The organism is Oceanobacillus arenosus (assembly GCF_003369575.1).
Classification (GTDB): domain Bacteria; phylum Bacillota; class Bacilli; order Bacillales; family Amphibacillaceae; genus Oceanobacillus; species Oceanobacillus arenosus.
Genome location: NZ_PIOC01000016.1, coordinates 101,680 through 125,515 on the forward strand (window position 1 = coordinate 101,680; position 23,836 = coordinate 125,515).

The window sequence follows — 23,836 nt, forward strand, 5'->3', positions numbered from 1 at the left end:
ATTGTATTATCAAACAGATACTTCAAGTTATTGGTATGAAGTGCATGGCGAAGGAATCCCTGTAGTTTTGTTGCATGGTTTCACCGGAAGTACTGCAACATGGCAGCATTTTATTGAACAGCAGGATAAGAAGTTGCAAATCATCACCATTGATTTACCGGGTCACGGAAGAACGAAAACGAAAGAAGCTGTAACAATGGAAATATGCTGTCGTGATTTAGCACAGCTCTTTCGACTTCTACAGCTGGAAACCCTCCATCTATTAGGCTATTCAATGGGTGGGAGAACAGCACTATCATTTGCAATACTTTATCCGGAAATGATCGAAACCTTGATTTTAGAAAGTGCATCCCCTGGATTAATGACCGCTGAGGAGCGAAAGATGCGAGTGAAGAAGGATGAATTGTTAGCACAGAAGATAGAACAAGATGGACTTGTATCCTTTATTAATTTTTGGCAGGATATTCCATTATTCCAGACTCAAAAAGCGTTGCCAATTCATGTTCAGCAAATGATTCGGACTGAGAGACTATCCCAAACGGAACAAGGGCTAGCAGACTCGCTTCGGTTTATGGGTACAGGAAAACAGCCGTCATGGTGGAAGAAGTTAAATACCTTCAAGCAACCGGTTTTATTAATGGCTGGCTCGCTCGATTCCAAGTTTGTAGCGGTTAATCAGAAAATGAAGAACAGTATGGAATTAAGCGAATTAGTGATTGTTGAAAATGCCGGACATGCAATTCACATTGAAAAACCAGCAATTTTTGGTACACTAGTAAGTGAGTATATTATAAGCAAGCAATAGCCAGGGTGATTTTACAGCCCGCAATATGGTTACATAGTGTCAATATTAGGAGGAATAATATGACTGTACAATGGGAAGAAGCAAAGAAATATGAAGAAATATTTTATGAGAAATATGATGGTGTTGCGAAAGTTACAATCAATCGCGAACATAAGCGTAATGCCTTTACACCATTAACCGTAAATGAAATGATTGATGCATTTGCAGATGCTCGTGACGATTCTTCAATCGGTGTCATTATTTTAACAGGTGCTGGAGATAAAGCATTCTGTTCTGGTGGTGACCAAAGTGTACGGGGAAATGGTGGATATGTTGGCAGTGACAATATTCCACGCTTAAACGTACTTGATTTGCAACGCTTAATCCGGACAATTCCAAAACCAGTGATTGCAATGGTAAATGGTTACGCAATTGGTGGAGGACATGTGTTACATGTTGTCTGTGATTTAACGATTGCATCGGATAATGCGATTTTCGGTCAAACTGGACCAAAAGTAGGTAGCTTTGATGCTGGATATGGCGCAGGTTATCTTGCCCGCATGGTCGGTCATAAGCGTGCACGTGAAATCTGGTATCTTTGCCGTCAGTACAATGCAGAAGAAGCATATGAAATGGGAATGGTAAATAAAGTCGTTCCATTTGAGCAGCTGGAAGAGGAGACATTGCAATGGTGTGAAGAAATATTGGAAAAATCACCAATGGCACTTCGCTTCCTAAAGGCATCATTCAATGCAGATACAGATGGGTTAGCTGGATTACAGCAATTTGGCGGAGATGCAACCTTGCTTTACTATACAACTGATGAAGCAAAAGAAGGAAGAGATGCCTTCAAAGAAAAGAGAAAACCAAACTTCAAACAGTTCCCGCGCTTCCCTTGATCCATATTTCATGATACAAGAAGTAAAAACCTTTGCTACCAAAAGCAAAGGTTTTTGCTTGTTAACATCATAAACTTTACATTTCACAATGAAAGGAAATCATACATATGACAGAAATAATTCCACATTGGGTAACAAAGCAGGCGGACATCAACCCGGATGGTATCGCAGTTGAAATGGACCATGGCGATACCCTTACATTTGCTGAATTAAAAGAAGCCAGCCAGCGTTTTGCACGAAAATTGGCGGAAATAGGGGTTTCTAAAGGAATGCATGTTGGAATTTTATCGACAAATAGCCTTGATATGATTACGGCAATCCATGCACTTAGTTATTTAGATGCCGTTGGGGTTCTGCTCAACATTCGCCTAACGACTGAAGAAATCAATTACCAGCTGGAAGATGCAGAGGTAAGCCATCTACTGACAGCTGAACAACTTAATGAGAAAGAGAAAACCGCACTTAATGTAGGAAAAATCCTATCTTTTTCAGAGATCCAGTCTTACGGTGAAAAAGATGTATTACTTTGTACAGAACTTAATTTAGATGCAACGTTTACGATAATTTATACATCAGGCACGACCGGTTTTCCGAAAGGTGTCATCCACACATATGGAAACCATTGGTGGAGTGCCATCGGTTCCGCGCTTAATTTAGGACTGGAGAAACAGGATAAATGGTTAATTCCTTTGCCACTTTTTCATGTAAGTGGATTATCAACCTTAATTAAAAGCGTTATTTACGGGATGCCGATTTATTTACTGAAAAAATTCGATGAAGCCACCGTCCATGAGGCAATCATGGAGAAGGGGATAACGATTGTTTCTGTTGTTACGGTAATGGTGCAACGCTTAATCAAGCAATTAGGTGAAAAGAGCTACCCGTACACATTGAGATGTTTGCTTTTAGGTGGAGGACCGGCACCAAGACCATTGCTTGAGGAGGCAAGGGATAGGGATATTCCTGTGTTCCAGTCGTATGGAATGACAGAAACTGCTTCGCAAATTGTAACACTTAGCCCAAAGGATGCACTAGAGAAAGTCGGTTCAGCAGGTAAACCGCTTTTCCCAGCTCAACTAAAGATCGTGGACCAAGATGAAACGAATGTGGGAGAAATCCATGTTAAAGGTCCAATGGTAACAAGGGGATATTATAAGAATGATGCGGCGAATGAAGCATCAATAAAAGATGGTTGGTTAGCGACAGGCGATCTAGGATATTTAGATGAAGATGGATTTTTATATGTCGTGGATCGTAGAAAGGATTTAATCATTTCTGGTGGGGAAAATATTTATCCATCGGAAATCGAAAGTGTCTTATCGGCAATGGAGCAGATCAAAGAAGTAGGGGTTACTGGGAAAAAGGATGAACAATGGGGAGCAGTACCTGTTGCTTTCATCGTGAAGAACCAAGAAGTAACGAGTGAAGAAGTTCTTGCCTTTGCTGAAAAACGATTAGCAAAATATAAGCTGCCGAAGGAAATTCATTTCGTTGCCGAACTACCGCGAAATGCGGCAAATAAATTGGTTCGTAATAAATTGCTCAACTAACGAGTTCTTCCGATTTTGTTCGTAGTATACTTTTCATACTAGTTGCCGAAATTAAGAACAGGAGGTGCGGTATGGAAAAGAAAACGTATTATGTAAACATAGGCACTGGTGAGATTTCGGAGGTTAGAAACGAGAACAATCATGCGTTTTCGATACAAGCAACAACATCGGAGATTAGTCAGTTGAGAAGGAAAATGGATAATATGCACGATTCCAGCATCGATTCATTTATTCGCGCGCAAATCCCATTTATAGAGTACCATCACGACCAAGCAAACGACCAATACGATGCAAATCTATTGGAAGCATATCAACTCATCCACCAGTTAGGGAATTCACAAACCAAAGCACATATTGAAAGTATGGATGTATTACCAAACAATCATGAATAAGCAGCAACTGCAGTTATTGTCGATATTATGGTAGCTAAGAAAGTATAAAATATTTCTTACTACATAAATGCAACTGAGGCTGTCACCTAAAGACTTGGTTAAACCTTAGTTTTTTAATGTTTACTCTTTATGGTAATGAGGAATAGCCTACTATAGTATAAAGATAGTACGGACCTATCTTAAAGGGGATGTTAAAATGATGCACAATTTAAAAAGAAATAGCAAATGGATGCTTTGTGTTTTAAGTGTAGGCGTAATTCTGTTACTATTAGTCGTAAGCAATCATAATCCTGTACCTGTTCAAGCAAAAAATCATCAAGAAATTACTTCGACATTAGGTAGTATGGCAAAAGGTCAACAAGAATCCATTCCAGAACTTACACACCAAAATATTGTTGAACTAACGGACCGCTTTATGAATACAATAGTACAACCAACAGATGAAAATTATCGGGTACTAAATTATGTTACAATAGATGAACTACTGGATGCATTTGCAGTATTCATTGATCGTGAGATCGTGGCTGAATACGTTGATTATTATTACCATCAGGAAGCGGATGGAATCTATATTCTGCCAACAGAAACACCACCATGGTTTGAAGAAGATAATGATTATGAAGTGCAGCAGGTAAGTGAAAATAAAGTATTGGTAAATCAATATAACGAATCAGAGCTACAGGGAAACTATAGCATACGTATAGAATTTACGTATAATGGTTCCACTTGGACAATAACGGGCATTACACATCATGATTCGTTTCGAACGTAAGATAAGGGGAGCCCCAGTGAAAGAAGTTTCACTTGATTTAAAAGAGAAAAGGGTAGTTGATAAGTTGAAAATATTTAGGGATTATTACAACAATGAGGTGAAGCTTTCCTTTGAAGATCATCCTTTCTCCAAGGAGCCAAAACATGTATGGGTGATTTGCAAACATCAGGGAAAATGGCTTTTAACAAAGCATAGTGAGCGTGGGTTGGAATTTCCTGGTGGAAAAATTGAAATCGGGGAAAATGCTGAGCAGGCAGCAATCCGTGAGGTGAAGGAAGAAACCGGAGGAACAGTAGAAAGTATTGTATATATTGGTCAATATATTGTTTATGGGAAAAGCGATACCGTTATTAAGAATGTCTATTGTGCAAATGTAGATCAATTAATCACTCAAGCAACCTATTATGAAACAGATGGGCCACAATTGCTTGAACGTATACCGCGAAATGTACGGTATGATGGTCGATACAGCTTCGTCATGAAGGATGGCGTGTTAGAACATTGCATGGAGTATATTAATAATCAAAGTATTTCCTTACGTCCGGTATAGAAAAAAATGTAACGCTTGGTGAGAAATTCCCCAAGCGTTTTCCTCACGTATTAGACAAGACCACAACGCACTTTATGTCGTATGCTTGATCAGCCATTTTTCAAGCCGCTCAACAACCTTATACATAATTGCCGCAAGAATTGCGATAATCACTAGACTCGCCATTACAAGGGTGAAATCGAATACCTGGAATCCATAAATGATTAAATAACCCAGTCCTTGCTTCGAAACAAGGTATTCCCCAACGATAACCCCAACCCATGACAATCCCACATTTACCTTGAGTGTAGAAATCATAGCCGGAAGTGCCGCTGGAAAAATCGCCTCTCTAAAAATTTGTGCCTTCGATGCACCAAAGCTTCTTAATACTTTTTCATAGTTTGGATCCACTTCATTAAAGGCCGAATAGACAACAAGGGTTGTCACGATAACGGAAATAATAAACCCCATCGCAATAATAGAAAAGTATCCTGGTCCAAATGCAACAATTAGGATTGGTCCAAGCGCAACCTTTGGCATCGCGTTAAAAACAACAAGATATGGATCCATGACCTTGGAAAACCGGGCAGATGACCAAAGTAAAATGGCAATCAGAATCCCACCAATTGTTCCAATGATAAAGCCTAAAATGGTTTCAAACAATGTAATCGACAGGTGTCCGAAGATCGAGCCGTTTGCAAATCTTGTAATGAGCAAATCGATAACCTTTGATGGCGAGCTAAATAATAAGGGATCAATCCAATAGAATCTGCTCGCAACCTCCCATAATGCTACAAAAAAAATTAGGATGGCCACCTGCCAAGTGATAACAACTTTCTTTTCTCGTTGTAGGTGTCTCTTATAATTTTCAAATAAGTGTTGATCTGTTTTTTGCTTCATATCCTCTAGAACACCACCTTGCTTGCTGATTCTTTCTTGTCTAATTCTTCCCAGATTTTATCGAATAGCAGCTGATATTTCTGATGCTTCCTGACGAGAATTGGTGTCTCATTTCTTAATTCGATTGGTACTTCAAATACTTTGGCAATCGAACCTGGATTTGCATTCATAATGAAAACACGATCACTCATTGCAATTGCTTCACCGATATCATGTGTCACAAGAACTGCAGTTTTGTGATAGTTTTTAAATAACTTTGCAACTAAATTTTCGAGCTTCAATTTTGTCTGGTAATCAAGGGCAGAAAATGGCTCATCAAGTAATAAAAGCTTTGGATCATTAATTAATGTCCGAACTAATGCAACACGCTGCCGCATCCCACCTGATAACGCGCTCGGATACTTTTCTGCAACATTTGGAAGTCCAACAACTTCTAATAGTTCTAATGCTCGTGCTCGCGTTTCATCGGTATGTTGATTCTGAATCCTCGGTCCAAGTAAAATATTATCAATAATTGTCTTCCAAGGAAAAAGGTAATCCTGTTGAAGCATATAACCAATTGATAAATCGGTATTGCTAATTGATTTGTGCTGGAGATAGACATCTCCAGCAGTTTGCTTCATTATTCCAGCGATAATGGATAGAATGGTAGATTTTCCACAACCACTTGGTCCGAGTAGGGAAATAAATTCCCCCTCCTTCACTGAAAGGGAAATATTATCTAACGCCTTTGTGAAGCCATTTTTTGAAAAATAATGATGTGAAACATGATCCAAGGTTAGAAATGACACGTTATTTCCTCCTTAGTTACTGATTACATCTTCTGCAAACGTAGTATTAACCAAATCTTCATATGGCACATCTGCTGGCAGTTCACCGGCTTCATCCATAATGCCTTTTAAGTTATTCCATTCGGCTTCGTCTAAAATTGGATCTGTCGCAAATGAGCCTTGATTTTTGTAACGTTCAATAGAAGAAGCTAATATTTCTAAGTCTGTATCCTCAAAATAAGGTTCAATCACTTTTGCAATCTCTTCTGCACTGTTTTCTGTTACCCATTGCTGTGCTTTGTAAATTGCCCTCGTAAATTTCGTAATGGTTTCAGGGTTATCATCTAGAAAACTTTGTTTTGCCATAAATACGGTATATGGCACTGTGCCAGATTCCTCACCAAACGATGCAACAATGTGACCTTGGCCCGCTTGTTCTAAGACACTTGCAGTTGGCTCGAATAGTTGAACATACTCATAATCACCAGAAGCAAATGCACCTGGAATATTTGCAAAATCGATGTTTTGCGTTAATTCTAAATCAGCATGTGGATCAATCCCATGTTGCTTTAAGACATATTCGCCAACCATTTGTGGCATTCCACCAATCCGCTGTCCTAAAAAATTACTTCCTACAACGTTTTCCCAAGAAAAATTGGAATCTGGGTCTTTCGCCACTAAAAATGTGCCATCTGTTTGTGTTAATTGTGCAAAGTTAATTGCATAGTCCTTTGAATCCTGCGCATAAACGTAGATGGAGGTTTCTGAGCCAACGAGTGCAATATCGGCACCACCTGAAAGTAAAGCAGTCATCGTTGTATCTCCGCCCCATGTTGTTTGCAGTTCTACTTCAAGTCCTTCTTCTTTAAAATAACCTTGCTCAAGTGCTACATATTGTGGTGCATAGAAGAGAGATCTTGTAACTTCGGCTAAATTTATTTTCGTTGCTTCTGATGAACTGCAGGCGGATAGGAGCAGTAGAAATAAAAATGCAAATAAAGTGAAAATCGTCATTTTTCTCATCACATTCGACCCTTTCAAAATAAGTAATTTTAGCAGGTAAAAGTGTTTTATTGCTTTTCCATTGCTAAGGTACACTTGGGATTTCTAAAGTTAACACAGTTTATGCGATGGTAAAAAAATGTGTGAATGCCTATACCGAGAGTTGTAATGATATATTGTTGCTGCTTGGGAAAGGACGGCAAAATAGAAAAACTGATATATTAAGAAGAATGGCTGACATCCGATAAAAGTTGAGATGTGAACGATTTGTTTGTCTGTGCTACTTAATAATCATCAAACGTAATCCCACCAGAGAGAACAAAAGCTTAAAGCAAGTTTGAGCTGTGTACGGAGGTGAGGGAAGTCTCGCTACAGCTTAGCGCTGGAGCTGGACATGGCTGTTCTCGGTAATTAAGTTACCCACAGCGCCCAATTTTATAGTTTCCTAAGAAAAGAAAAAACCGACTTCATGATAGAAGTCGGTAAATAGGATGAATCTAAGCATTTTGTTGAGGAGACATGCTACCTCAACTTTCACTCATATAAGAAATCCTTTTGGGATGAGTAAACAGGGCTATCTTCGTTGCGCTTATTCGTTAAGAAAGTCGTTATACTTTCTCATCTACCAAATTAACCTTTGTATAGTGGACCTGCTTGCTTAATGCTTTTCCTAACTTCGACGAAATTTTCGAAATTACGATGAAATTTCATTGCTAAGGATCTTGCAGCAAGGTCATACGCGACTTTATCTTGCCAAGTATATCTCGGAATTAGAATACTGTCAGGTACGCCGGGAATAGATGAGGGAATCTGTAAACCGAAGATTTCATCTACCGTTGTCTCTACTGTATTAAGCTCTCCTTCTAGTGCGGAATGGATCATTGCCCGAGTATAGGAAAGCTTCATACGTTCGCCAACACCATAAGCGCCACCAGTCCAACCAGTATTTACAAGAAATACATTTGCATTATATATATCAATTTTTTCACCAAGCATTTCTGCATATCTAGCTGGTGCTAATGGAAGGAATGGCGAACCAAAGCAAGCAGAAAATGTTGCCTGTGGTTCCGTAATACCTCTTTCAGTTCCAGCTAATTTACTCGTGTAACCGCTAAGAAAATGGTACATAGCTTGTTCCTTCGTTAGCCTGCTAATTGGCGGAAATGTGCCTGAAGCATCGGCAGTTAGGAAAATAATTGTATTTGGATGTCCTGCAACACTAGGAGACATGATATGATCAATATTTTCTAGCGGGTATGCTGCCCTAGTGTTTTCTGTTAATACAGTGTTGGCATAATCAGGAATTCTCGTATCATCATCTAGAATCACATTTTCTAGTACTGTACCGAACCGGATTGCATTGAAAATCTGTGGTTCTTTCTCCTGTGACAGGTTAATACACTTCGCATAGCAGCCACCTTCAATATTAAATACTCCATCAGGTCCCCAACCATGCTCATCATCACCTATCAGACGGCGGTGTGGGTCAGCAGATAGTGTCGTTTTACCGGTGCCAGAAAGGCCGAAGAATAATGCGACGTCCCCCTCCAGGCCAACATTTGCTGAACAATGCATGGATAATATATCCTGCTGTGGTAATAGATAATTCATAATTGAAAAGATCGATTTCTTTATTTCTCCAGCGTACTCCGTGCCCCCGATTAAGATAATTCGTTTTTTAAAGGAAATCATAATAAAGGTCTCTGAATTTGTTTTATCTACAACAGGATCTGCTTTGAAATTAGGTGCAGAAATGACCGTGAATTCCGCTTGATGTGTTTTCAGCTCTGTTTGTGAAGCCTTAATAAATAATTGGCGTGAGAATAGGTTGTGCCATGCATATTCGGTGATAACTTGAATCGGCAATCGGTAATTAGCATCTGCGCCGGCGAACCCTTGGAACGAATAAACTTCGTCTTTTACTTTTAAATAATCAATCATTTTCTGGTATAGATTTTCAAAGTAGACTTCTTCGATTGGTTGATTTATGGGTCCCCAATTGATAAATGTGTCACAAATTTCATCTTTAACGATAAATTTATCTTCTGGAGAGCGGCCGGTATACTTTCCGGTTGTAGCACGAACAGCGCCGGTATTCGTTAAAGTGCCTTCATTTCGTTCCAGGATTTTTTCGACTAATTGCGGTACAGATAAGTTATGCTGCATGTTTTCTTGAGAAATTAATTCTTTCACCAAAGACTTTTCCACAGTTTTCATCTCGATTTCTCCCGCCTTTATAAGTTATACAATAAGTTTATTCATTATTTCTAACATTCATTAAATCTGATTTTTAATTAGTATAACACATTAATTTTAATAGTCCATACCAATAATGCATGTTTTTAATATTTTATGGAATTTATTTCAAATATGGGAGTAGTTAGACTTTTTTCTCTATATTAAAACTTTCTTGAAACTTTCCCCTTGTCTTGGAGTGCACTCCAAGGTATATACTAATATTGTCGGTCACCAAACACACCCAGGTGGTGATGTCTACAGTGGTACCAAATACACAGGCGGGAAGTAATATTCGCCTAACGATCCAATTACCCTAATAAGAAACCTAAGAAGGATGATTTATTTGAACATTAAAGCAGTAAGTGAAAAAACGGGTGTATCCGCTGATACGATTCGTTACTACGAACGAATCGGCTTAATACCGCCAGTAAAAAGAAATAAGAACGGTGTGCGTGTTTTTGACGATGAAGATATTCGTTGGATTGAATTTTCTCGTCATATGCGTGAAGCAGGGCTATCCATCGAGTCACTAATCGAGTACATTGCATTATTTAAAGATGGTGATGATTCCACAATACCTGCTCGTGTAGACATTTTAAATAATGAACGTAACGATTTACAAAAACGGATCAATATCATGCAAAGTGCACTTGATCGCTTGATTTTTAAGATTAATAACTATGAGAGTCATGTTGTTCCAGCAGAAAAGGAACTTCGTGAATTTGATTAATGATAGTTATGAAATACAGATTTCGAAAAACCGTTATTTTATTAGTACTACATAATACAGAGGAGGTTCAATGATGGAATATGTAAAATTTGGCAATACCGGTATGGATGTTTCCCGTATTTGTTTAGGTGCAATGGGTTTCGGTGATAGCGAGAAATGGATTCACAAATGGGTTTTGAATGAAGAACATAGTCGACCTGTTATCAAGAAAGCCCTCGATTTAGGGATTAATTTCTTTGATACCGCGAATATTTATTCAATGGGCGAAAGTGAAAACGTTCTCGGCAATGCATTGAAGGACTATGCAAAACGTGACGATATTGTCCTTGCAACAAAGGTTCATCAAACAATGCGTCCAGGTCATCCTAATGGTGGCGGGTTATCTCGTAAAGCAATTATGAGTGAAATTGATCATAGTTTGGAGCGTTTGGGAACAGATTATGTAGATTTATATATTATTCATCGTTGGGATTATGACACACCAATTGAAGAAACGATGGAAGCTCTTCATGATGTCGTTAAATCAGGAAAAGCGCGTTACATTGGTGCTAGTGCTATGTACGCTTGGCAGTTCCAAAAAGCACAATATACAGCAAAGCATAATGGCTGGACGAAATTTGTCTCGATGCAAAACCACTACAATATGATTTACCGCGAAGAAGAACGTGAAATGATTCCATTCTGTCGAGACGAAAAAATTGCAATTACGCCATACAGTCCACTCGCTTCTGGTCGTTTGACTCGTGATTGGTCGGAAACAACGCTTCGTTCTGAAACAGACATGACCCAACATGCGAAATATGATCCTATGATGGAGGCGGATCGCAGTATCGTAAAGCGTTTGGCTGAAGTAGCAACCAATCACGGTGTTACTCGGGATAAGATTGCGTTAGCATGGCTTCTTAACAAAGATCAAGTTATCGCACCAATCATCGGTGCCCAAAAAGAAGGCCATCTTGAGAGTGCGGTAGCTGCACTTGACATTCACTTAACTCTTGATGAGATGAATTATTTAGAGGAATTATATATTCCTCATCCAGTAGTAGGGGCACTCGCAAATCCAGAAAACAATTAATAAAGGAGCAAATCAAATATGAAAAATGAAGCATTAAAAAATAGTACAATATTTCCCTTAGGTGAAAAAGTTACGGATAATTCATTGGTGATGCCTATCTTTCCATGGTTTTTACAGACCCTAAACCACTAAATGCGCCAATTGGTAACGTAACCTTTGCCCCAGGTGCGAGAAACAGCTGGCCTATGCATGATGTATGTCAAGTATTGCTTGTAACTGGCGGAGAAGGCTGGTATCAAGAAGAAGGTAAAATCGCATAACTATTGAAAACTGGTGATGTGGTCAATATTCCGGCTAACGTAAAACAATGGCACGATGCGACCAAATATTCTTGGTTCGTTCACCTGGCAATGACTGTTGGTGAAACAGAATGGTTAGAGCCGGTTTCTGATGAGCAATACGACAAACTTTAATATTTATAAAGGGAGGGTAACATAATGTTTTGACTCTACCACGGTGTTATTACACCGTGGTATTTTTAATATACGTGGGAATTTATTATTGACATGAACCAAGGGATTCGTTAATCTAATAAAGAACGGATACTCTCTTATTCAGAGTCGGTGGAGGGACAGACCCGATGAAGCCCAGCAACCATCACATCATGTGAAAAGGTGCTAACCTGATGCAAGGAAAATTCCTTGAACAATAAGAGTGAAAGGCCCGGTAACCCTTTCCTCATTTATAGGAAGGGCTTTTTTTACTTTATAGAGTAAATATTTCTACTTTCTCAGGTACGTTGAATAAAATTAATCATATCTTACTAGATAGAGATCCGTAACACTATATAAAGGGGAGTAAGCCAGATGGCTGCAAATCGTCGTTTATTTACATCAGAGTCTGTAACAGAAGGACATCCAGATAAAATGTCTGATCAAATCTCAGACGCAATTTTAGATGCAATTTTAGAAAAGGATCCATATGCGCGTGTCGCATGTGAAACTACAGTAACTACAGGATTAGTATTAGTTGCAGGAGAAATATCAACTAGTACGTATGTCGATATCCCGGCAATTGTTCGCCAAACAGTGAAGGAAATTGGCTACACTAGAGCAAAATACGGCTTTGATGCAGAAACATGTGCAGTAATGACTGCAATTGATGAACAATCCGCGGATATTGCTGGGGGTGTAGACAAGGCACTTGAAGCACGTCAAGGAAAAATGAGTGAAGCAGAAATTGATGCCATTGGTGCAGGGGATCAAGGATTAATGTTTGGCTTTGCATGTGATGAAACGGAAGAATTAATGCCATTGCCTATTTCTTTGGCACATAAACTTGCAAAACGTTTGACAGATGTACGTAAAGATAAAACATTGGATTATCTTCGTCCAGATGGGAAGACACAAGTAACAATTGAATACGATGAAAATGATACTCCAATCCGTGTCGATACGATTGTTATTTCTACACAGCACCACCAAGATATTACAACAGAACAAATTGAAAAAGATATGATTGAACAAGTCATTCGTCCAATCGTTCCAGAAGCACTTCTGGATGATGAAACAAAATATTTCATCAATCCAACAGGGCGCTTTGTAATCGGCGGACCACAAGGTGATGTAGGATTAACAGGTCGCAAAATTATTGTTGACACATATGGTGGATATGCTCGCCATGGTGGTGGGGCATTTAGTGGGAAAGATGCTACAAAAGTAGATCGTTCCGCAGCATATGCAGCCCGCTACGTAGCAAAAAATATCGTTGCAGCAGATCTTGCTAAATCATGTGAAGTTCAACTTGCTTATGCAATCGGTGTTGCTGAACCAGTTTCCATTGCGATAAATACGTTTGGAACAGGCATTGTCGCTGAGGATGTTCTAGTTGAAGCGGTTCGTCAATTATTTGACCTTCGTCCAGCTGGAATTATTAATATGCTAGATTTAAGAAAACCAATCTTCCGAAACACGGCTGCATATGGTCATTTTGGTAGAACAGATATCAAGTTCCCATGGGAAAAAACAGATAAAGTGAATGAATTAAAGGCTTTATTGGTGAAATAATGTTTTAGGTCGTTTGGCAATAGTTGTGCTGAACGACCTATTTTATATTGCTTAGGAAACTATAAAATTTGAATGCTGTGGATAACTTTATTACCGAAACAGCCACGTCCAGCTCCAGCGCCCAGCGAGACTCCCCTCCCCTCCGTACGATATAAGTCAAGGAGAAGTTCGACTAAGTTCGCCACGTCCTGTGGCAACGTCGAACCACCTTACGTCCGTGAGGCGCAGTCCGTATACAGCTCAAACTTGCTTTAAGCTTTTGATCTTGGAAAGGATGAACGGATTGGGGGGAATGAAAGAAATCGGCAATCCTGCCGATTTCTTCACAAACCTAATTCTGTATTTTCCTTATAATATTGCCCTTTTTCTACGTATGATTTCCTTACTCTATCCATTTCCACATAATCTGCATCGTTTAGATTGCGAATAACTTTTGCTGGTCTGCCAAATGCAAGGGTATTTGCGGGAATCCTTTTACCTGGTGGGACTAAGCTACCTGCACCAATGAATGCATTCTCGCCAATCTCTGCCCCATCGAGAATGATTGATCCCATCCCGATTAGTGCATTTTTGCGGACGATTGCCGAGTGCAACGTTACTTGATGTCCAACTGTAACATCGTCTTCGATAATTAATGGCTTGTTAGGACTCTGGTGCAGCATGGATAAATCCTGAATGCTTACCCTTTTGCCTATCTTTGTTGGTGCTACATCCCCACGAATAACGGTGTGAAACCAGATGCTTGATTGTTCATCAATCGTCACGTCACCAACAATAACGGCATCTTCTGCAATAAAAGCTGTTTCATGAATGTTTGGCTTGCTCCCTTTATATTCGCCAATCAATTGCAATCCCCTCCAGTATGTATAATTTCCATTCCGTATATTACCAAAAATTTGATGCTATAATATTGAGTATAACAAACTTTCAACAATTGATTGAGAGAAATGATGGAGCGGAGGAAGCAGATTGACTACAAATGTACCAAGGACAGCAGTGACATTGCTTAGAGCAGTGTATCGTGATATTTTTCCTGAAGTTAATGAAGCATTGGACTATTGGAAAAGAAGGGCAGAGCAAATTCCTGATCTGGAATTGCGGACACAGGCGCTAGCCAGTATTAATTCAAAACGATTTCATTGTCAAGGTGGTGCTGTATATGCACTTTTAGCGGCAAATAACCAAAAAAGGGCGATTCAATTTATTGTGGCCTATCAGACAATTAGCGATTATCTAGATAATCTTTGTGATCGAAGCACATCGATGGATCCGGATGACTTCCGTTTATTGCATCAATCAATGGAGGATGCACTTTCCCCAACGAATAATGTGGAAAATTATTATAAATTAAGGGAGGAACAGGAGGATGGGGGCTATTTAGCTGATCTCGTGCAAACCTGCCAACAAATAATGGGTGAAATCCCGACATATTCTGTTATCAAGCCGTTTTTGTTGGAGCTTGAAGCAATGTATAGTGATCTTCAAGTACATAAGCATGTACTTGTGGAAGAGAGAGTTCCTCGATTAACTACCTGGTATGAAGAGAGCAAGGGAAAAACACCAACCCTAACCTGGTATGAATTTGCAGCAGCTGCTGGGTCGACGTTAGGAATCTTTTGTTTTGTTTCTTATGCACTAGGAGGCAAGATGACAAGCGAACTTGCATCTGAAATCTATAACGGATATTTTCCGTATATGCAAGGCTTACATATTCTACTTGATTATTTTATTGATCAGCAAGAGGATGAACAAGAAGGGGATTTAAATTTCTGTAGCTTCTATCCAAACAAAGAACAAATGAATTTACGTTTTCATTATTTTATCGAGCAAACGGCAACGCATGTTCAAATGCTGCCAGACAAAAAGTTCCATGGGATGATACAACAAGGTTTAGTTGCTTTATATTTAGGAGATGCGAAAGTGAAACAGCTTGATGATGGTGAGAAAATGACAAAAGCACTTTTACATGCGAGTGGGGGCATGGCGAAATTTTTCCATTGGAATATAAAAATGTATTATAAGCGTGCGAGATAAGGAGAGGAACGAGTGGGGTACACGTATAATAAGGAATCTATTTATCGATGATGCACAAACTTCTTTCATTAAAAATGAATACTAATAATAGGAGGTAACTCGATGTGTACGAACGTATAACAAAACAATAAATCTTAATGTAAACAATTCCTCATAAAAGACTCATGCTTTAATCACTACGAAGGGTAGCGGAGAAATGCAAAACGTAATACTTTTAAGGAGTGTAAAGAAAAATGGTAGATTATGGGGAAGAACTCCAAATTTCAGGGATATGGATTATTGGACTTGGTGCAATTGTTGCAGCACTTGGGCACACGGAGCAGACGTTGACTGGGACAGGATTGGGAAAAGATTTCATTATCAAAGGAAATGTGATTGAGGCCATTGGAAATTCGTTACAAGCAATTGGAGTGGAGAAGGAGGTACAATCTAAGGGGGAGATATCGGAAATATATACCATAATTGGTTGCTGGCTTGAAGCTAGCGGTAACGCTACTACTGCTGTTGGCTTGGCGGATGAACGTATACCAGAAGATGAGGGAATAAAGCTAAGTGCGCTCGGAAGTGGTGTACTGTCATTAGGTGCTGCATTTGAAACATTGGGTGCAGTTTATTCAAAGGACTCATTATCTAGATCTCTTGAGATAGTGGGTAATAGTTTTATTGCTTTAGGTGCTCTATTGGAATCGATTGGTAGTGTATTTACTTTAAATACTAAAAAGGATATAGGTGAAAAACTTTCATTAGTTGGGAGCTGGACTCAGGTTCTTGGTGGAATTATTTTAATTTATGCATTTACGTTTCTCGATAATTAACCAATAAATCGACGGGCGGTATTATCATAATAGATCCTACAGTGTATCTTGAAAATAACTAAATCAATTGGAAAGTATTATTTTTAAAGGAATTATTAGTTGGGACATAGAAATAGGTATTATAGGTAAATAATCTAATAACAAAAGATGATGGCATTTAATAAGAAAAATAGTGTGACTGTTTAAGCAACAATTGAAGTGGATTGCAATTATTCAGGATTCCATTTCATAAAAAAAAAGAGTAGGTGCCAATATGCTAAAAAGTGCATGGCTTGTATCCTTTATTCGCATTCCAATGTTGGGGATTGCACTTCTACTTCTTTTTGCAATATTTGAACTTAGTGGATTACAGTTTCATTTCCCGTTTTTACCAGAACTATCAACCGTGTATTTTACAGTAGTAAATATTATTTGTTTTATTCTGATGCATCGATTATTGAAAAAAGAAGGACGTACGTTAAAAGAACTTGTAGGTTATCATCGAGAGTATCTATTTAAGGATATTCTGTATGGGCTTCTGTGGTTAGTAGTTCTATTTGTTCCTTTTGTATTGGCGGTCATGGGTATGATGTTTATCTTGTTTGGAACAGAGATGCTGCAACAATTTCAAACTGTTTTCGCTGGAAATGAAGATAGTTATTTATTTGCTCGACCAATATGGTTAATGTGGTTTGCAGCAATAGTTTCTCTAGCTTTCCCGTTTCTAAACGGACCTATTGAAGAAATAATGTATCGCGGCTACGCACAATCGATATTTTTAAAATATTTCAAAAAAGTATGGATTGCGATATTCATACCTTCCTTAGGTTTTGCGCTTCAACATATATTCTTAGCGGCAACGTTGGAAGGTGCGCTAGTTTATTGCACAGCATATTTCCTCTGGGGAGTTGGTAGTGGAATAATCTATCTCAAACAAAAGCGATTATTTCCACTCATTATTTGTCACTTTGTCGTCAACATTTCATTTAGTGTATTTCCAATTATTTTTCTAACATTAGGTGTGACTGAATAAAGAGGGGGCAGGTCAATGGATAGAAAATACAATGATCTAATCGGCGAAATATTGGAATCATCCGGTGAAAAGGATAATTTCAATTTAGAAGGAAAGGGCAAACCATTGCCAAAAGGATACATACAACGGGATGTATTTCAAAACTTCCAAAAGATAGCGAAAGATGCTGGATACCTTCCACCATGGCTCAAGCTGCAAAAGGAGATTGCAGCTTTGGTCATCGAGGCTGTAACGGAAAGAGACTTGAAGACTATCAATAAGAAGATCAAAGATTACAATTCACTTTGTCCTCCCTCTATGCAGAAGCAGCCTATTAGATTAGATGAATTGGAGAAGGCTAGAAAGATTTGGTAATGGGAGACATTTAGTTGTTTGGGAATTATTCTCATGATGTCAATAAGCATAAAGTGAAACTTTCATTTTATGCTATTTTTTTGAGTGGATTATCCATGTAATGCGTGAGATAGAGGATGATATTAGATACGGAAATTCATTATTAAACTTAAACAACCACGCTCTGACATTTAGTCAAAGCGTGGTTGTTAGTTTGCTTTCTTCTGAATCGCCAGGATAAATGGTGGATCATTTTTCTGATTAATAAATCCATAGCGTAGAACACTATACTGCTGCTGATCCAGATGGAATAGATGCTTTAAGATTGCTTCCTTTTCTTCCTTGCCGCCCTCATGTCCATGATAAACAACAATAACAATGATCCCATCTTTTCTTAAATGCTCTAAGATTGTGTCAATTGCGGTTATTGTTGAGTCAGGCTTCGTAATGATTTTCTTATCACTTTTAGGCAAATAACCAAGATTGAATATTGCACCGCTTATTTTCTCATCTTTATTAGCTGGTAAATATTTCGCGATATTCTCATGACTATCATGAATAAGGAATACATTTGTACGTTCATGTTCAATGACTCGTTGCCTTGTCGCGGTGATTGCTTCCTTTTGAATGTCAAAAGCAAGTACCTTCCCATGTTCACCAACAAGCTCACTTAAAAATAATGTGTCATTGCCATTTCCACAGGTTGCATCGATAACAATCTCGTCTTGGTTAATTGCTTCTTCTAATAAGTAGTGGGCATAGTTTAAAATTCCTTTAAGCATATAGTTATATAACTCCTTATATATCATTCATATTGACTAGTTTAACACATTCAAATTCGAGATGTATATTCTTATGCGTAGTTGACAAAAATGGTACTATTCTTTATACTTTCGATATAATATTGAAACGACTTTGATAAGGATTAGTAATAAATAATTCAAGCATAGAGAGGCAGCGGTTGGTGTAAGCTGTCGTTGATCTATTTATGAACTCACCTTTAATGTTGCAGAAATGAATTTGTAGTAGTTTCTGTCGTCAATCCACGTTATGGATACGAGTGAACGTATAGATTACGTTAATTTGGGTGGTACCGCGGGAGTATATAACAAAGCTTCTCGTCCCTTTCAGGGGATGAGTGGCTTTTTTTGTTAGCAAAAACATAACAAATGCGTACAACGAAAGCTATTATCTAAAGGCTAGTTTTCCCGAAAAGTCAACAAGGAGGAAATAATCATGAGTTTCAAACACCAAGAAATAGAAAAGAAATGGCAACAGTATTGGAATGAGAATAAAACGTTTAAAGCAGATACTTTTTCAGAGAAAGAAAAGTTCTATGCACTGGATATGTTCCCATACCCATCTGGGGTAGGGCTGCATGTTGGTCATCCAGAAGGCTATACTGCAACCGATATTCTTTCACGAATGAGGCGAATGCAAGGGTATGAAGTGCTTCATCCGATGGGCTGGGATGCATTTGGTTTGCCAGCAGAGCAATACGCAATTGACACAGGAAATAGTCCTGCTGAGTTTACAGCACATAATATTGCGACCTTTAAACGGCAAATTCAAGAACTGGGCTTCTCTTATGATTGGGACCGTGAAGTGAACACGACCGATCCGAATTATTATAAGTGGACACAATGGATATTTACGAAGCTTTACGAAAAAGGCCTTGCCTATATTGATGAGGTAGCAGTTAACTGGTGTCCATCACTTGGTACGGTGCTTGCAAATGAAGAAGTAATTGATGGTAAAAGTGAACGTGGAGGACATTCTGTTATTCGTAAACCAATGAAGCAGTGGATGCTAAAAATTACGGCATACGCTGATCGTTTACTTGAGGATTTAGATGACCTAGACTGGCCGGATAGCTTGAAGGAAATGCAACGTAATTGGATTGGCCGTTCTGAGGGTGCGGAAGTTACGTTTAATATTGATGGGCATGACGAAGAATTCACTGTTTTTACAACTAGACCGGATACGCTTTTTGGTGCAACCTATGCAGTGCTAGCACCAGAGCATCCATTTGTTAAAAAGATTACAACTGTGGATCAAAAAGCAGCGGTTGATGCTTATTTGCACGAAGTAGAAACGAAGTCGGACCTAGAGCGTACAGATTTAGCGAAGAATAAAACAGGTGTATTCACTGGTGCATACGCAATTAATCCAGTAAATAATGAAAAAATGCCAATCTGGGTTGCGGATTATGTACTAATGTCTTATGGTACAGGAGCTATTATGGCAGTACCTGCACATGATGAACGAGATTATGAATTTGCGAAGAAATTTGCCTTACCTATTATCGAAGTTGTCGCAGGTGGCGATGTAGAGAATGAGGCTTACACTGGTGATGGAGAGCATGTGAATTCTCGCTTCCTTGATGGTCTCGGAAAAGAAGAAGCAATATCGAAAATGATTGAGTGGCTAGTAGCGGAAGATAAAGGCGAACAGAAAATTACGTATCGGCTTCGTGATTGGTTATTCGCAAGACAACGTTACTGGGGCGAACCAATTCCAATTATTCATTGGGAAGATGGTACGATGTCAACTGTTCCAGAAGAAGAGCTTCCATTAGTACTTCCAGTAATGACAGAAATCAAACCATCTGGCACAGGAGAATCGCCACTTGCTAATAATGAAGAGTGGATAAATGTAGTCGATCCAAAAACCGGTATGAAAGGCCGTCGAGAAACGAATACGATGCCACAATGGGCTGGCAGCTGCTGGTATTTCTTACGTTATATTGATCCAAATAATACGGAGCAACTTGCAGATCCAAAAGCATTAGAAAAATGGTTGCCAATAGATATTTATATTGGTGGGGCAGAACATGCCGTACTTCATTTACTATATGCACGTTTCTGGCATAAGTTTTTATTCGACATTGGCGTAGTACCTACGAAGGAACCATTCCAAAAGTTATTTAATCAAGGAATGATTCTTGGTGAAGGTAATGAGAAGATGAGTAAATCAAAAGGAAATGTTGTAAACCCTGATGATATTGTTGCCTCACATGGTGCAGATACGCTAAGGCTTTATGAAATGTTCATGGGACCACTTGATGCATCTGTCGCATGGTCAACGAATGGACTTGATGGTGCAAGACGTTTCCTTGATCGTGTTTGGCGTTTATTCATCAATGAAGATGGAACTGTTTCAGATAAGGTTGTCGTGCAAGAGGAAAGTGCTCTGGATAAGGTTTATCATGAAACGGTGAAAAAAGTTACCGAGGATTATGAGCATCTTCATTTTAATACTGGAATTTCGCAGTTAATGGTATTTATTAATGAAGGATATAAGGCTGAGAAGATTTCGAAGCATCATGTCGAAGGGATTGTGAAGCTCCTTTCACCGGTTGCACCACATATTGCTGAAGAACTTTGGGAGAAATTAGGTCATACGGAAACCATTACTTACGCGGAATGGCCAGTATTCGATGAAACGAAGCTTGTAGAAGATGAAGTGGAAGTTGTTTTACAGGTGATGGGCAAAGTTCGTTCGAAAATAAGTGTAGCGAAGGATATTTCAAAAGAAGAGCTAGAAAAAGTCGCACTTGCTGATGAATCATTACAAAAATGGTTAGAAGGCAAAGCGATTCGTAAAGTAATCGTTGTTCCTGGAAAACTAGTAAATGTAGTGGCTAACTGATGCTAGTATGAATAAAGTAAGGACCTCAACCTTTAAGCAGGGTTGAGGTCCTTTTCCTATCTTCTTATGATGGGGTCGGATTCCATTTTGTTTGTAATATTATCCATTGATTATTTTCGTAATACCAAAGGGTTTCGATTGTTCCTAATTGATCAGCATGATATGCACCACTAATTTGCTGATAGCTCTTTAAGCCATATCCCTTGCCTTCACTAATTTTAATTGGCTCAAAAAAAGCTATTGGATCGATCATTAGTGGGGTAGGAGTTAGTAATTTTCCCTCTTTATTATAAATACCTAATCGAATGTAATCTGCAGCACGGCTTTTAACATTCATGACAATCGGTTTCTCGTTTGGCGTTAATTCAATGGTGACAGTATAGTTCTCCTCAAATTGTCCTTTTACATAATGTTGCTCCGGTAGCGGAATTTCTACTAGTTTGTCATTTGCCAGCGTGTGAAGGAAGGATGTATATAGCCCACCACTTCCTCCAGTTGGACTTTGATAAAGCATGTCATTTATTTTATCATGGTTTAGATCAACAAATTGAATTGTTGGATCATATCCACCGCCATAATTGATCTTCCAACTTTCCCCTTCAGGAACTATTACATCCGCCCAGATGTCCCTGTAATATTTCGTATCTGGAGAGAATAAAATTCCATTTAACTTAATGACTTCATTTTGTCCATTGCCCGTCACATCTGATTCATATGTTTCAATTAGAATAGGTTCTTCCTTTGTTTCGTTTGCCATTACCGTTAATGGCAAAAATAAAGAAAAAAGTAAGATACAAATAGTGACTTTATGTCTCATCAGCAACTCTCCAATCTCATTCTTTCTTTTAGATTGTGCTAGATTATTGATTGCTATTCATTCCAGTCTAATAAAAATTCTTGATTCTAGTGCATATCAAGAGATTGACGCATATCACTTATGGTACGATATGTAAAAATGATGCGAAATGGGGAAATACATATGTTTGATTTATCTGTCATGGAGTGGTTTATCGTTATTCTTTGCGCTATTTTTATTGGCTTTTCCAAATCAGGCTTACCCAATATGATTATTTTAGTTGTAACCATCCTTATGTTAGTATTTCCTGCAAAGGAATCTGTCGGCATATTGCTGCCAATGCTGCTAGTAGGCGACGTGTTTGCCGTGACTTATTATCGCCGAAATGTTATATGGAAACATCTTATTTCTCTTATTCCATGGGTATTAATCGGAATTTTGCTTGGCTATTTTGTGCTTTCCCATCTAAACAGTGAACAGTTGAAACCGTTGATTGGAATAATTGTACTTGCAATGGTTGTCCTTCATCTAACCCGACAAAAATTTGGCGAACGGTTTAATCAACTTATGCCGTCATCACTATGGTTTATTTCTCTAATGGGGATACTAGGAGGGTTTACGACAATGGTCGGAAATGCTGCTGGTGGCGTGATGGCTATTTACTTACTTGTAAAAGGGTTATCGAAGAATGAATTCGTCGGTACTGGGGCATGGTTTTTCCTTACAGTGAATGTAATCAAGCTTCCTTTCTACCTACATTTAGGTTTGATAAATCAGGAATCTTTGACGTTTAATCTATGGATGGTTCCAGCAATCATCGTTGGTGCATTTATTGGTATCAAAATTTTGCCGCTGATCCCACAAAAGGTATTTCAATGGCTCGTCTTAGCACTCGCCGCAATAGGTGGGATTAATTTATTATTATAATGGAATTTATAGAATAGTAGGATTGGTTTGTTATGATGGCATCCCAATTACTTTATTTTGTAATTAATATTGATTAAGTAAAGTTTTAATCGAGTTGGTAGAAATTTAGACTCGAGGAAGATAGAAGAGTTTCGTTGTTTTTATCCCGCAATAATGGGTAGTAGTAAGACCCCACTGAATGAAGTTTCACTTTATATGAATGGTGATGCCGATAAAGTATGAAGCATGCTTAATATATGGATAAAGATGGATTATAAATCTATTTTTGTTTAAAAATGTTGCTAATTGGTGTTGACAAGCTTTAAGTGAGGTGTTATGATTTAAATCCACTCAGGAATAGATTGTTAAGATAAATTCACAAAATAAATTTGTTGTTGACAAGATAATTCAAGTAGTGGTAAGATGTAAAAGTTGCTTTTGAAGCAACAGAACATTTGCTCTTTGAAAACTGAACAAAACAACCAGTATGTCAACGAAAAGAAACATGTTTTCTTTTCAACAAAACAAGAAGGTAACACTTCTTAAAGCTTAAGACTGATGGAATTGATTGGTGTCAATTTCATTTCAAACACTTTATTGGAGAGTTTGATCTTGGCTCAGGACGAACGCTGGCGGCGTGCC

Annotated in this window: 22 protein-coding genes, 1 pseudogene, 1 riboswitch and 1 other annotated feature; of the genes and pseudogenes, 16 read left to right on the forward strand and 7 right to left on the reverse strand. The window is 38.5% G+C overall.

The window, feature by feature from the left end; translation table 11 throughout:
• Position 1 precedes the first annotated feature (1 nt).
• The 6 genes from menH (at position 2) to ytkD (ending at position 4,947) form a co-directional block, all read left to right on the forward strand.
• The gene (menH, locus tag CWR48_RS10525; RefSeq protein ID WP_115773198.1) at positions 2–805 is read left to right on the forward strand and encodes a 2-succinyl-6-hydroxy-2,4-cyclohexadiene-1-carboxylate synthase; all 804 of its coding nucleotides are present in this window, start codon (positions 2–4) and stop codon (positions 803–805) included.
• 59 nt (positions 806–864) lie between these two features.
• Positions 865–1,683 carry a 1,4-dihydroxy-2-naphthoyl-CoA synthase gene (gene menB / locus CWR48_RS10530; RefSeq protein WP_115773199.1) on the forward strand — a complete coding sequence of 273 codons (819 nt, stop codon included), beginning with the start codon at positions 865–867 and terminating at the stop codon, positions 1,681–1,683.
• Positions 1,684–1,790: 107 nt separating this feature from the next.
• Entirely contained in the window at positions 1,791–3,233 is a 1,443-nt protein-coding gene (locus tag CWR48_RS10535; protein WP_115773200.1) for an o-succinylbenzoate--CoA ligase, read from the forward strand.
• A 71-nt stretch (positions 3,234–3,304) separates the two neighbouring features.
• Positions 3,305–3,625 (forward strand): hydrolase, encoded by a 321-nt coding sequence (locus tag CWR48_RS10540; protein ID WP_115773201.1) that lies wholly within the window; start codon positions 3,305–3,307, stop codon positions 3,623–3,625.
• A 196-nt stretch (positions 3,626–3,821) separates the two neighbouring features.
• The gene (locus tag CWR48_RS10545; RefSeq protein ID WP_115773202.1) at positions 3,822–4,397 is read left to right on the forward strand and encodes a hypothetical protein; all 576 of its coding nucleotides are present in this window, start codon (positions 3,822–3,824) and stop codon (positions 4,395–4,397) included.
• A 16-nt stretch (positions 4,398–4,413) separates the two neighbouring features.
• A complete protein-coding gene (gene ytkD, locus CWR48_RS10550) occupies positions 4,414–4,947 on the forward strand; it encodes an RNA deprotection pyrophosphohydrolase (RefSeq protein ID WP_425453890.1) in 534 nt (177 codons plus the stop codon).
• A 72-nt stretch (positions 4,948–5,019) separates the two neighbouring features.
• Here ytkD and CWR48_RS10555 read toward each other — a convergent pair whose 3' ends face one another.
• The 4 genes from CWR48_RS10555 to pckA all read right to left on the reverse strand — a co-directional run bounded on the left by CWR48_RS10555 (position 5,020) and on the right by pckA (position 9,815).
• Positions 5,020–5,826 carry an ABC transporter permease gene (locus tag CWR48_RS10555; RefSeq protein ID WP_115773203.1) on the reverse strand — a complete coding sequence of 269 codons (807 nt, stop codon included), beginning with the start codon at positions 5,824–5,826 and terminating at the stop codon, positions 5,020–5,022.
• A 5-nt stretch (positions 5,827–5,831) separates the two neighbouring features.
• Positions 5,832–6,617, reverse strand: coding sequence for an ABC transporter ATP-binding protein (locus CWR48_RS10560; protein WP_115773204.1), 786 nt, complete (start codon positions 6,615–6,617; stop codon positions 5,832–5,834).
• Positions 6,618–6,629: 12 nt separating this feature from the next.
• On the reverse strand, positions 6,630–7,619 hold the full coding sequence (locus CWR48_RS10565; RefSeq protein WP_115773205.1) for an ABC transporter substrate-binding protein: 990 nt from the start codon (positions 7,617–7,619) through the stop codon (positions 6,630–6,632).
• A gap of 609 nt (positions 7,620–8,228) precedes the next feature.
• The gene (pckA, locus tag CWR48_RS10570) at positions 8,229–9,815 is read right to left on the reverse strand and encodes a phosphoenolpyruvate carboxykinase (ATP) (RefSeq protein ID WP_115773206.1); all 1,587 of its coding nucleotides are present in this window, start codon (positions 9,813–9,815) and stop codon (positions 8,229–8,231) included.
• Positions 9,816–10,179: 364 nt separating this feature from the next.
• Here pckA and CWR48_RS10575 point away from each other — a divergent pair, with 364 nt between their 5' ends.
• From CWR48_RS10575 to metK, 4 genes and pseudogenes are all read left to right on the forward strand, one after another.
• The gene (locus CWR48_RS10575; protein WP_170140741.1) at positions 10,180–10,566 is read left to right on the forward strand and encodes a MerR family transcriptional regulator; all 387 of its coding nucleotides are present in this window, start codon (positions 10,180–10,182) and stop codon (positions 10,564–10,566) included.
• Positions 10,567–10,639: 73 nt separating this feature from the next.
• Positions 10,640–11,641, forward strand: coding sequence for an aldo/keto reductase (locus CWR48_RS10580; protein WP_115773208.1), 1,002 nt, complete (start codon positions 10,640–10,642; stop codon positions 11,639–11,641).
• Positions 11,642–11,659: 18 nt separating this feature from the next.
• Positions 11,660–12,054 (forward strand): annotated as a pseudogene (locus CWR48_RS10585) (cupin domain-containing protein).
• Positions 12,055–12,188: 134 nt separating this feature from the next.
• Positions 12,189–12,296, forward strand: a riboswitch (SAM riboswitch).
• 151 nt (positions 12,297–12,447) lie between these two features.
• Complete coding sequence (gene metK / locus CWR48_RS10590) at positions 12,448–13,647, forward strand: methionine adenosyltransferase (protein WP_115773209.1); 1,200 nt, start codon at positions 12,448–12,450, stop codon at positions 13,645–13,647.
• 323 nt (positions 13,648–13,970) lie between these two features.
• On the opposite strand, the gene CWR48_RS10595 is transcribed toward metK, so the two are convergent.
• The gene (locus CWR48_RS10595) at positions 13,971–14,492 is read right to left on the reverse strand and encodes a gamma carbonic anhydrase (RefSeq protein WP_115773210.1); all 522 of its coding nucleotides are present in this window, start codon (positions 14,490–14,492) and stop codon (positions 13,971–13,973) included.
• 124 nt (positions 14,493–14,616) lie between these two features.
• Here CWR48_RS10595 and CWR48_RS10600 point away from each other — a divergent pair, with 124 nt between their 5' ends.
• The 4 genes from CWR48_RS10600 to CWR48_RS10615 all read left to right on the forward strand — a co-directional run bounded on the left by CWR48_RS10600 (position 14,617) and on the right by CWR48_RS10615 (position 17,862).
• Positions 14,617–15,681 (forward strand): tetraprenyl-beta-curcumene synthase family protein, encoded by a 1,065-nt coding sequence (locus tag CWR48_RS10600; RefSeq protein ID WP_115773211.1) that lies wholly within the window; start codon positions 14,617–14,619, stop codon positions 15,679–15,681.
• Between the two features lie 233 nt (positions 15,682–15,914).
• Positions 15,915–16,496 (forward strand): DUF6944 family repetitive protein, encoded by a 582-nt coding sequence (locus CWR48_RS10605; protein WP_115773212.1) that lies wholly within the window; start codon positions 15,915–15,917, stop codon positions 16,494–16,496.
• Between the two features lie 253 nt (positions 16,497–16,749).
• Positions 16,750–17,508 (forward strand): CPBP family intramembrane glutamic endopeptidase, encoded by a 759-nt coding sequence (locus tag CWR48_RS10610; RefSeq protein WP_115773213.1) that lies wholly within the window; start codon positions 16,750–16,752, stop codon positions 17,506–17,508.
• A 15-nt stretch (positions 17,509–17,523) separates the two neighbouring features.
• Positions 17,524–17,862 (forward strand): DnaJ family domain-containing protein, encoded by a 339-nt coding sequence (locus CWR48_RS10615; RefSeq protein ID WP_115773214.1) that lies wholly within the window; start codon positions 17,524–17,526, stop codon positions 17,860–17,862.
• A gap of 188 nt (positions 17,863–18,050) precedes the next feature.
• Here CWR48_RS10615 and mnmM read toward each other — a convergent pair whose 3' ends face one another.
• Positions 18,051–18,623 (reverse strand): tRNA 5-(aminomethyl)-2-thiouridylate-methyltransferase MnmM, encoded by a 573-nt coding sequence (gene mnmM, locus CWR48_RS10620; RefSeq protein ID WP_115773215.1) that lies wholly within the window; start codon positions 18,621–18,623, stop codon positions 18,051–18,053.
• Between the two features lie 124 nt (positions 18,624–18,747).
• Positions 18,748–18,970, forward strand: a binding site (T-box leader).
• A 107-nt stretch (positions 18,971–19,077) separates the two neighbouring features.
• Here mnmM and leuS point away from each other — a divergent pair.
• Entirely contained in the window at positions 19,078–21,492 is a 2,415-nt protein-coding gene (gene leuS / locus CWR48_RS10625; protein WP_115773216.1) for a leucine--tRNA ligase, read from the forward strand.
• 64 nt (positions 21,493–21,556) lie between these two features.
• Here leuS and CWR48_RS10630 read toward each other — a convergent pair whose 3' ends face one another.
• Complete coding sequence (locus CWR48_RS10630) at positions 21,557–22,309, reverse strand: hypothetical protein (protein ID WP_115773217.1); 753 nt, start codon at positions 22,307–22,309, stop codon at positions 21,557–21,559.
• 162 nt (positions 22,310–22,471) lie between these two features.
• Between CWR48_RS10630 and CWR48_RS10635 the strand changes: the two genes are divergently transcribed.
• On the forward strand, positions 22,472–23,215 hold the full coding sequence (locus CWR48_RS10635) for a sulfite exporter TauE/SafE family protein (protein ID WP_115773218.1): 744 nt from the start codon (positions 22,472–22,474) through the stop codon (positions 23,213–23,215).
• Positions 23,216–23,836 lie beyond the last annotated feature (621 nt).

Bases quoted from the DNA above. Each gene is read 5' to 3' on its own strand.
- menB (WP_115773199.1), top strand. From the start codon at position 865: ATGACTGTACAATGGGAAGAAGCAAAGAAATATGAAGAAATATTTTAT.
- CWR48_RS10535 (WP_115773200.1), top strand. From the start codon at position 1,791: ATGACAGAAATAATTCCACATTGGGTAACAAAGCAGGCGGACATCAAC.
- CWR48_RS10540 (WP_115773201.1), top strand. From the start codon at position 3,305: ATGGAAAAGAAAACGTATTATGTAAACATAGGCACTGGTGAGATTTCG.
- CWR48_RS10545 (WP_115773202.1), top strand. From the start codon at position 3,822: ATGATGCACAATTTAAAAAGAAATAGCAAATGGATGCTTTGTGTTTTA.
- CWR48_RS10555 (WP_115773203.1), bottom strand. From the start codon at position 5,826: ATGAAGCAAAAAACAGATCAACACTTATTTGAAAATTATAAGAGACAC.
- CWR48_RS10565 (WP_115773205.1), bottom strand. From the start codon at position 7,619: ATGAGAAAAATGACGATTTTCACTTTATTTGCATTTTTATTTCTACTG.
- pckA (WP_115773206.1), bottom strand. From the start codon at position 9,815: ATGAAAACTGTGGAAAAGTCTTTGGTGAAAGAATTAATTTCTCAAGAA.
- CWR48_RS10580 (WP_115773208.1), top strand. From the start codon at position 10,640: ATGGAATATGTAAAATTTGGCAATACCGGTATGGATGTTTCCCGTATT.
- metK (WP_115773209.1), top strand. From the start codon at position 12,448: ATGGCTGCAAATCGTCGTTTATTTACATCAGAGTCTGTAACAGAAGGA.
- CWR48_RS10605 (WP_115773212.1), top strand. From the start codon at position 15,915: ATGGTAGATTATGGGGAAGAACTCCAAATTTCAGGGATATGGATTATT.
- CWR48_RS10610 (WP_115773213.1), top strand. From the start codon at position 16,750: ATGCTAAAAAGTGCATGGCTTGTATCCTTTATTCGCATTCCAATGTTG.
- CWR48_RS10615 (WP_115773214.1), top strand. From the start codon at position 17,524: ATGGATAGAAAATACAATGATCTAATCGGCGAAATATTGGAATCATCC.
- mnmM (WP_115773215.1), bottom strand. From the start codon at position 18,623: ATGCTTAAAGGAATTTTAAACTATGCCCACTACTTATTAGAAGAAGCA.
- leuS (WP_115773216.1), top strand. From the start codon at position 19,078: ATGAGTTTCAAACACCAAGAAATAGAAAAGAAATGGCAACAGTATTGG.
- CWR48_RS10630 (WP_115773217.1), bottom strand. From the start codon at position 22,309: ATGAGACATAAAGTCACTATTTGTATCTTACTTTTTTCTTTATTTTTG.
- CWR48_RS10635 (WP_115773218.1), top strand. From the start codon at position 22,472: ATGTTTGATTTATCTGTCATGGAGTGGTTTATCGTTATTCTTTGCGCT.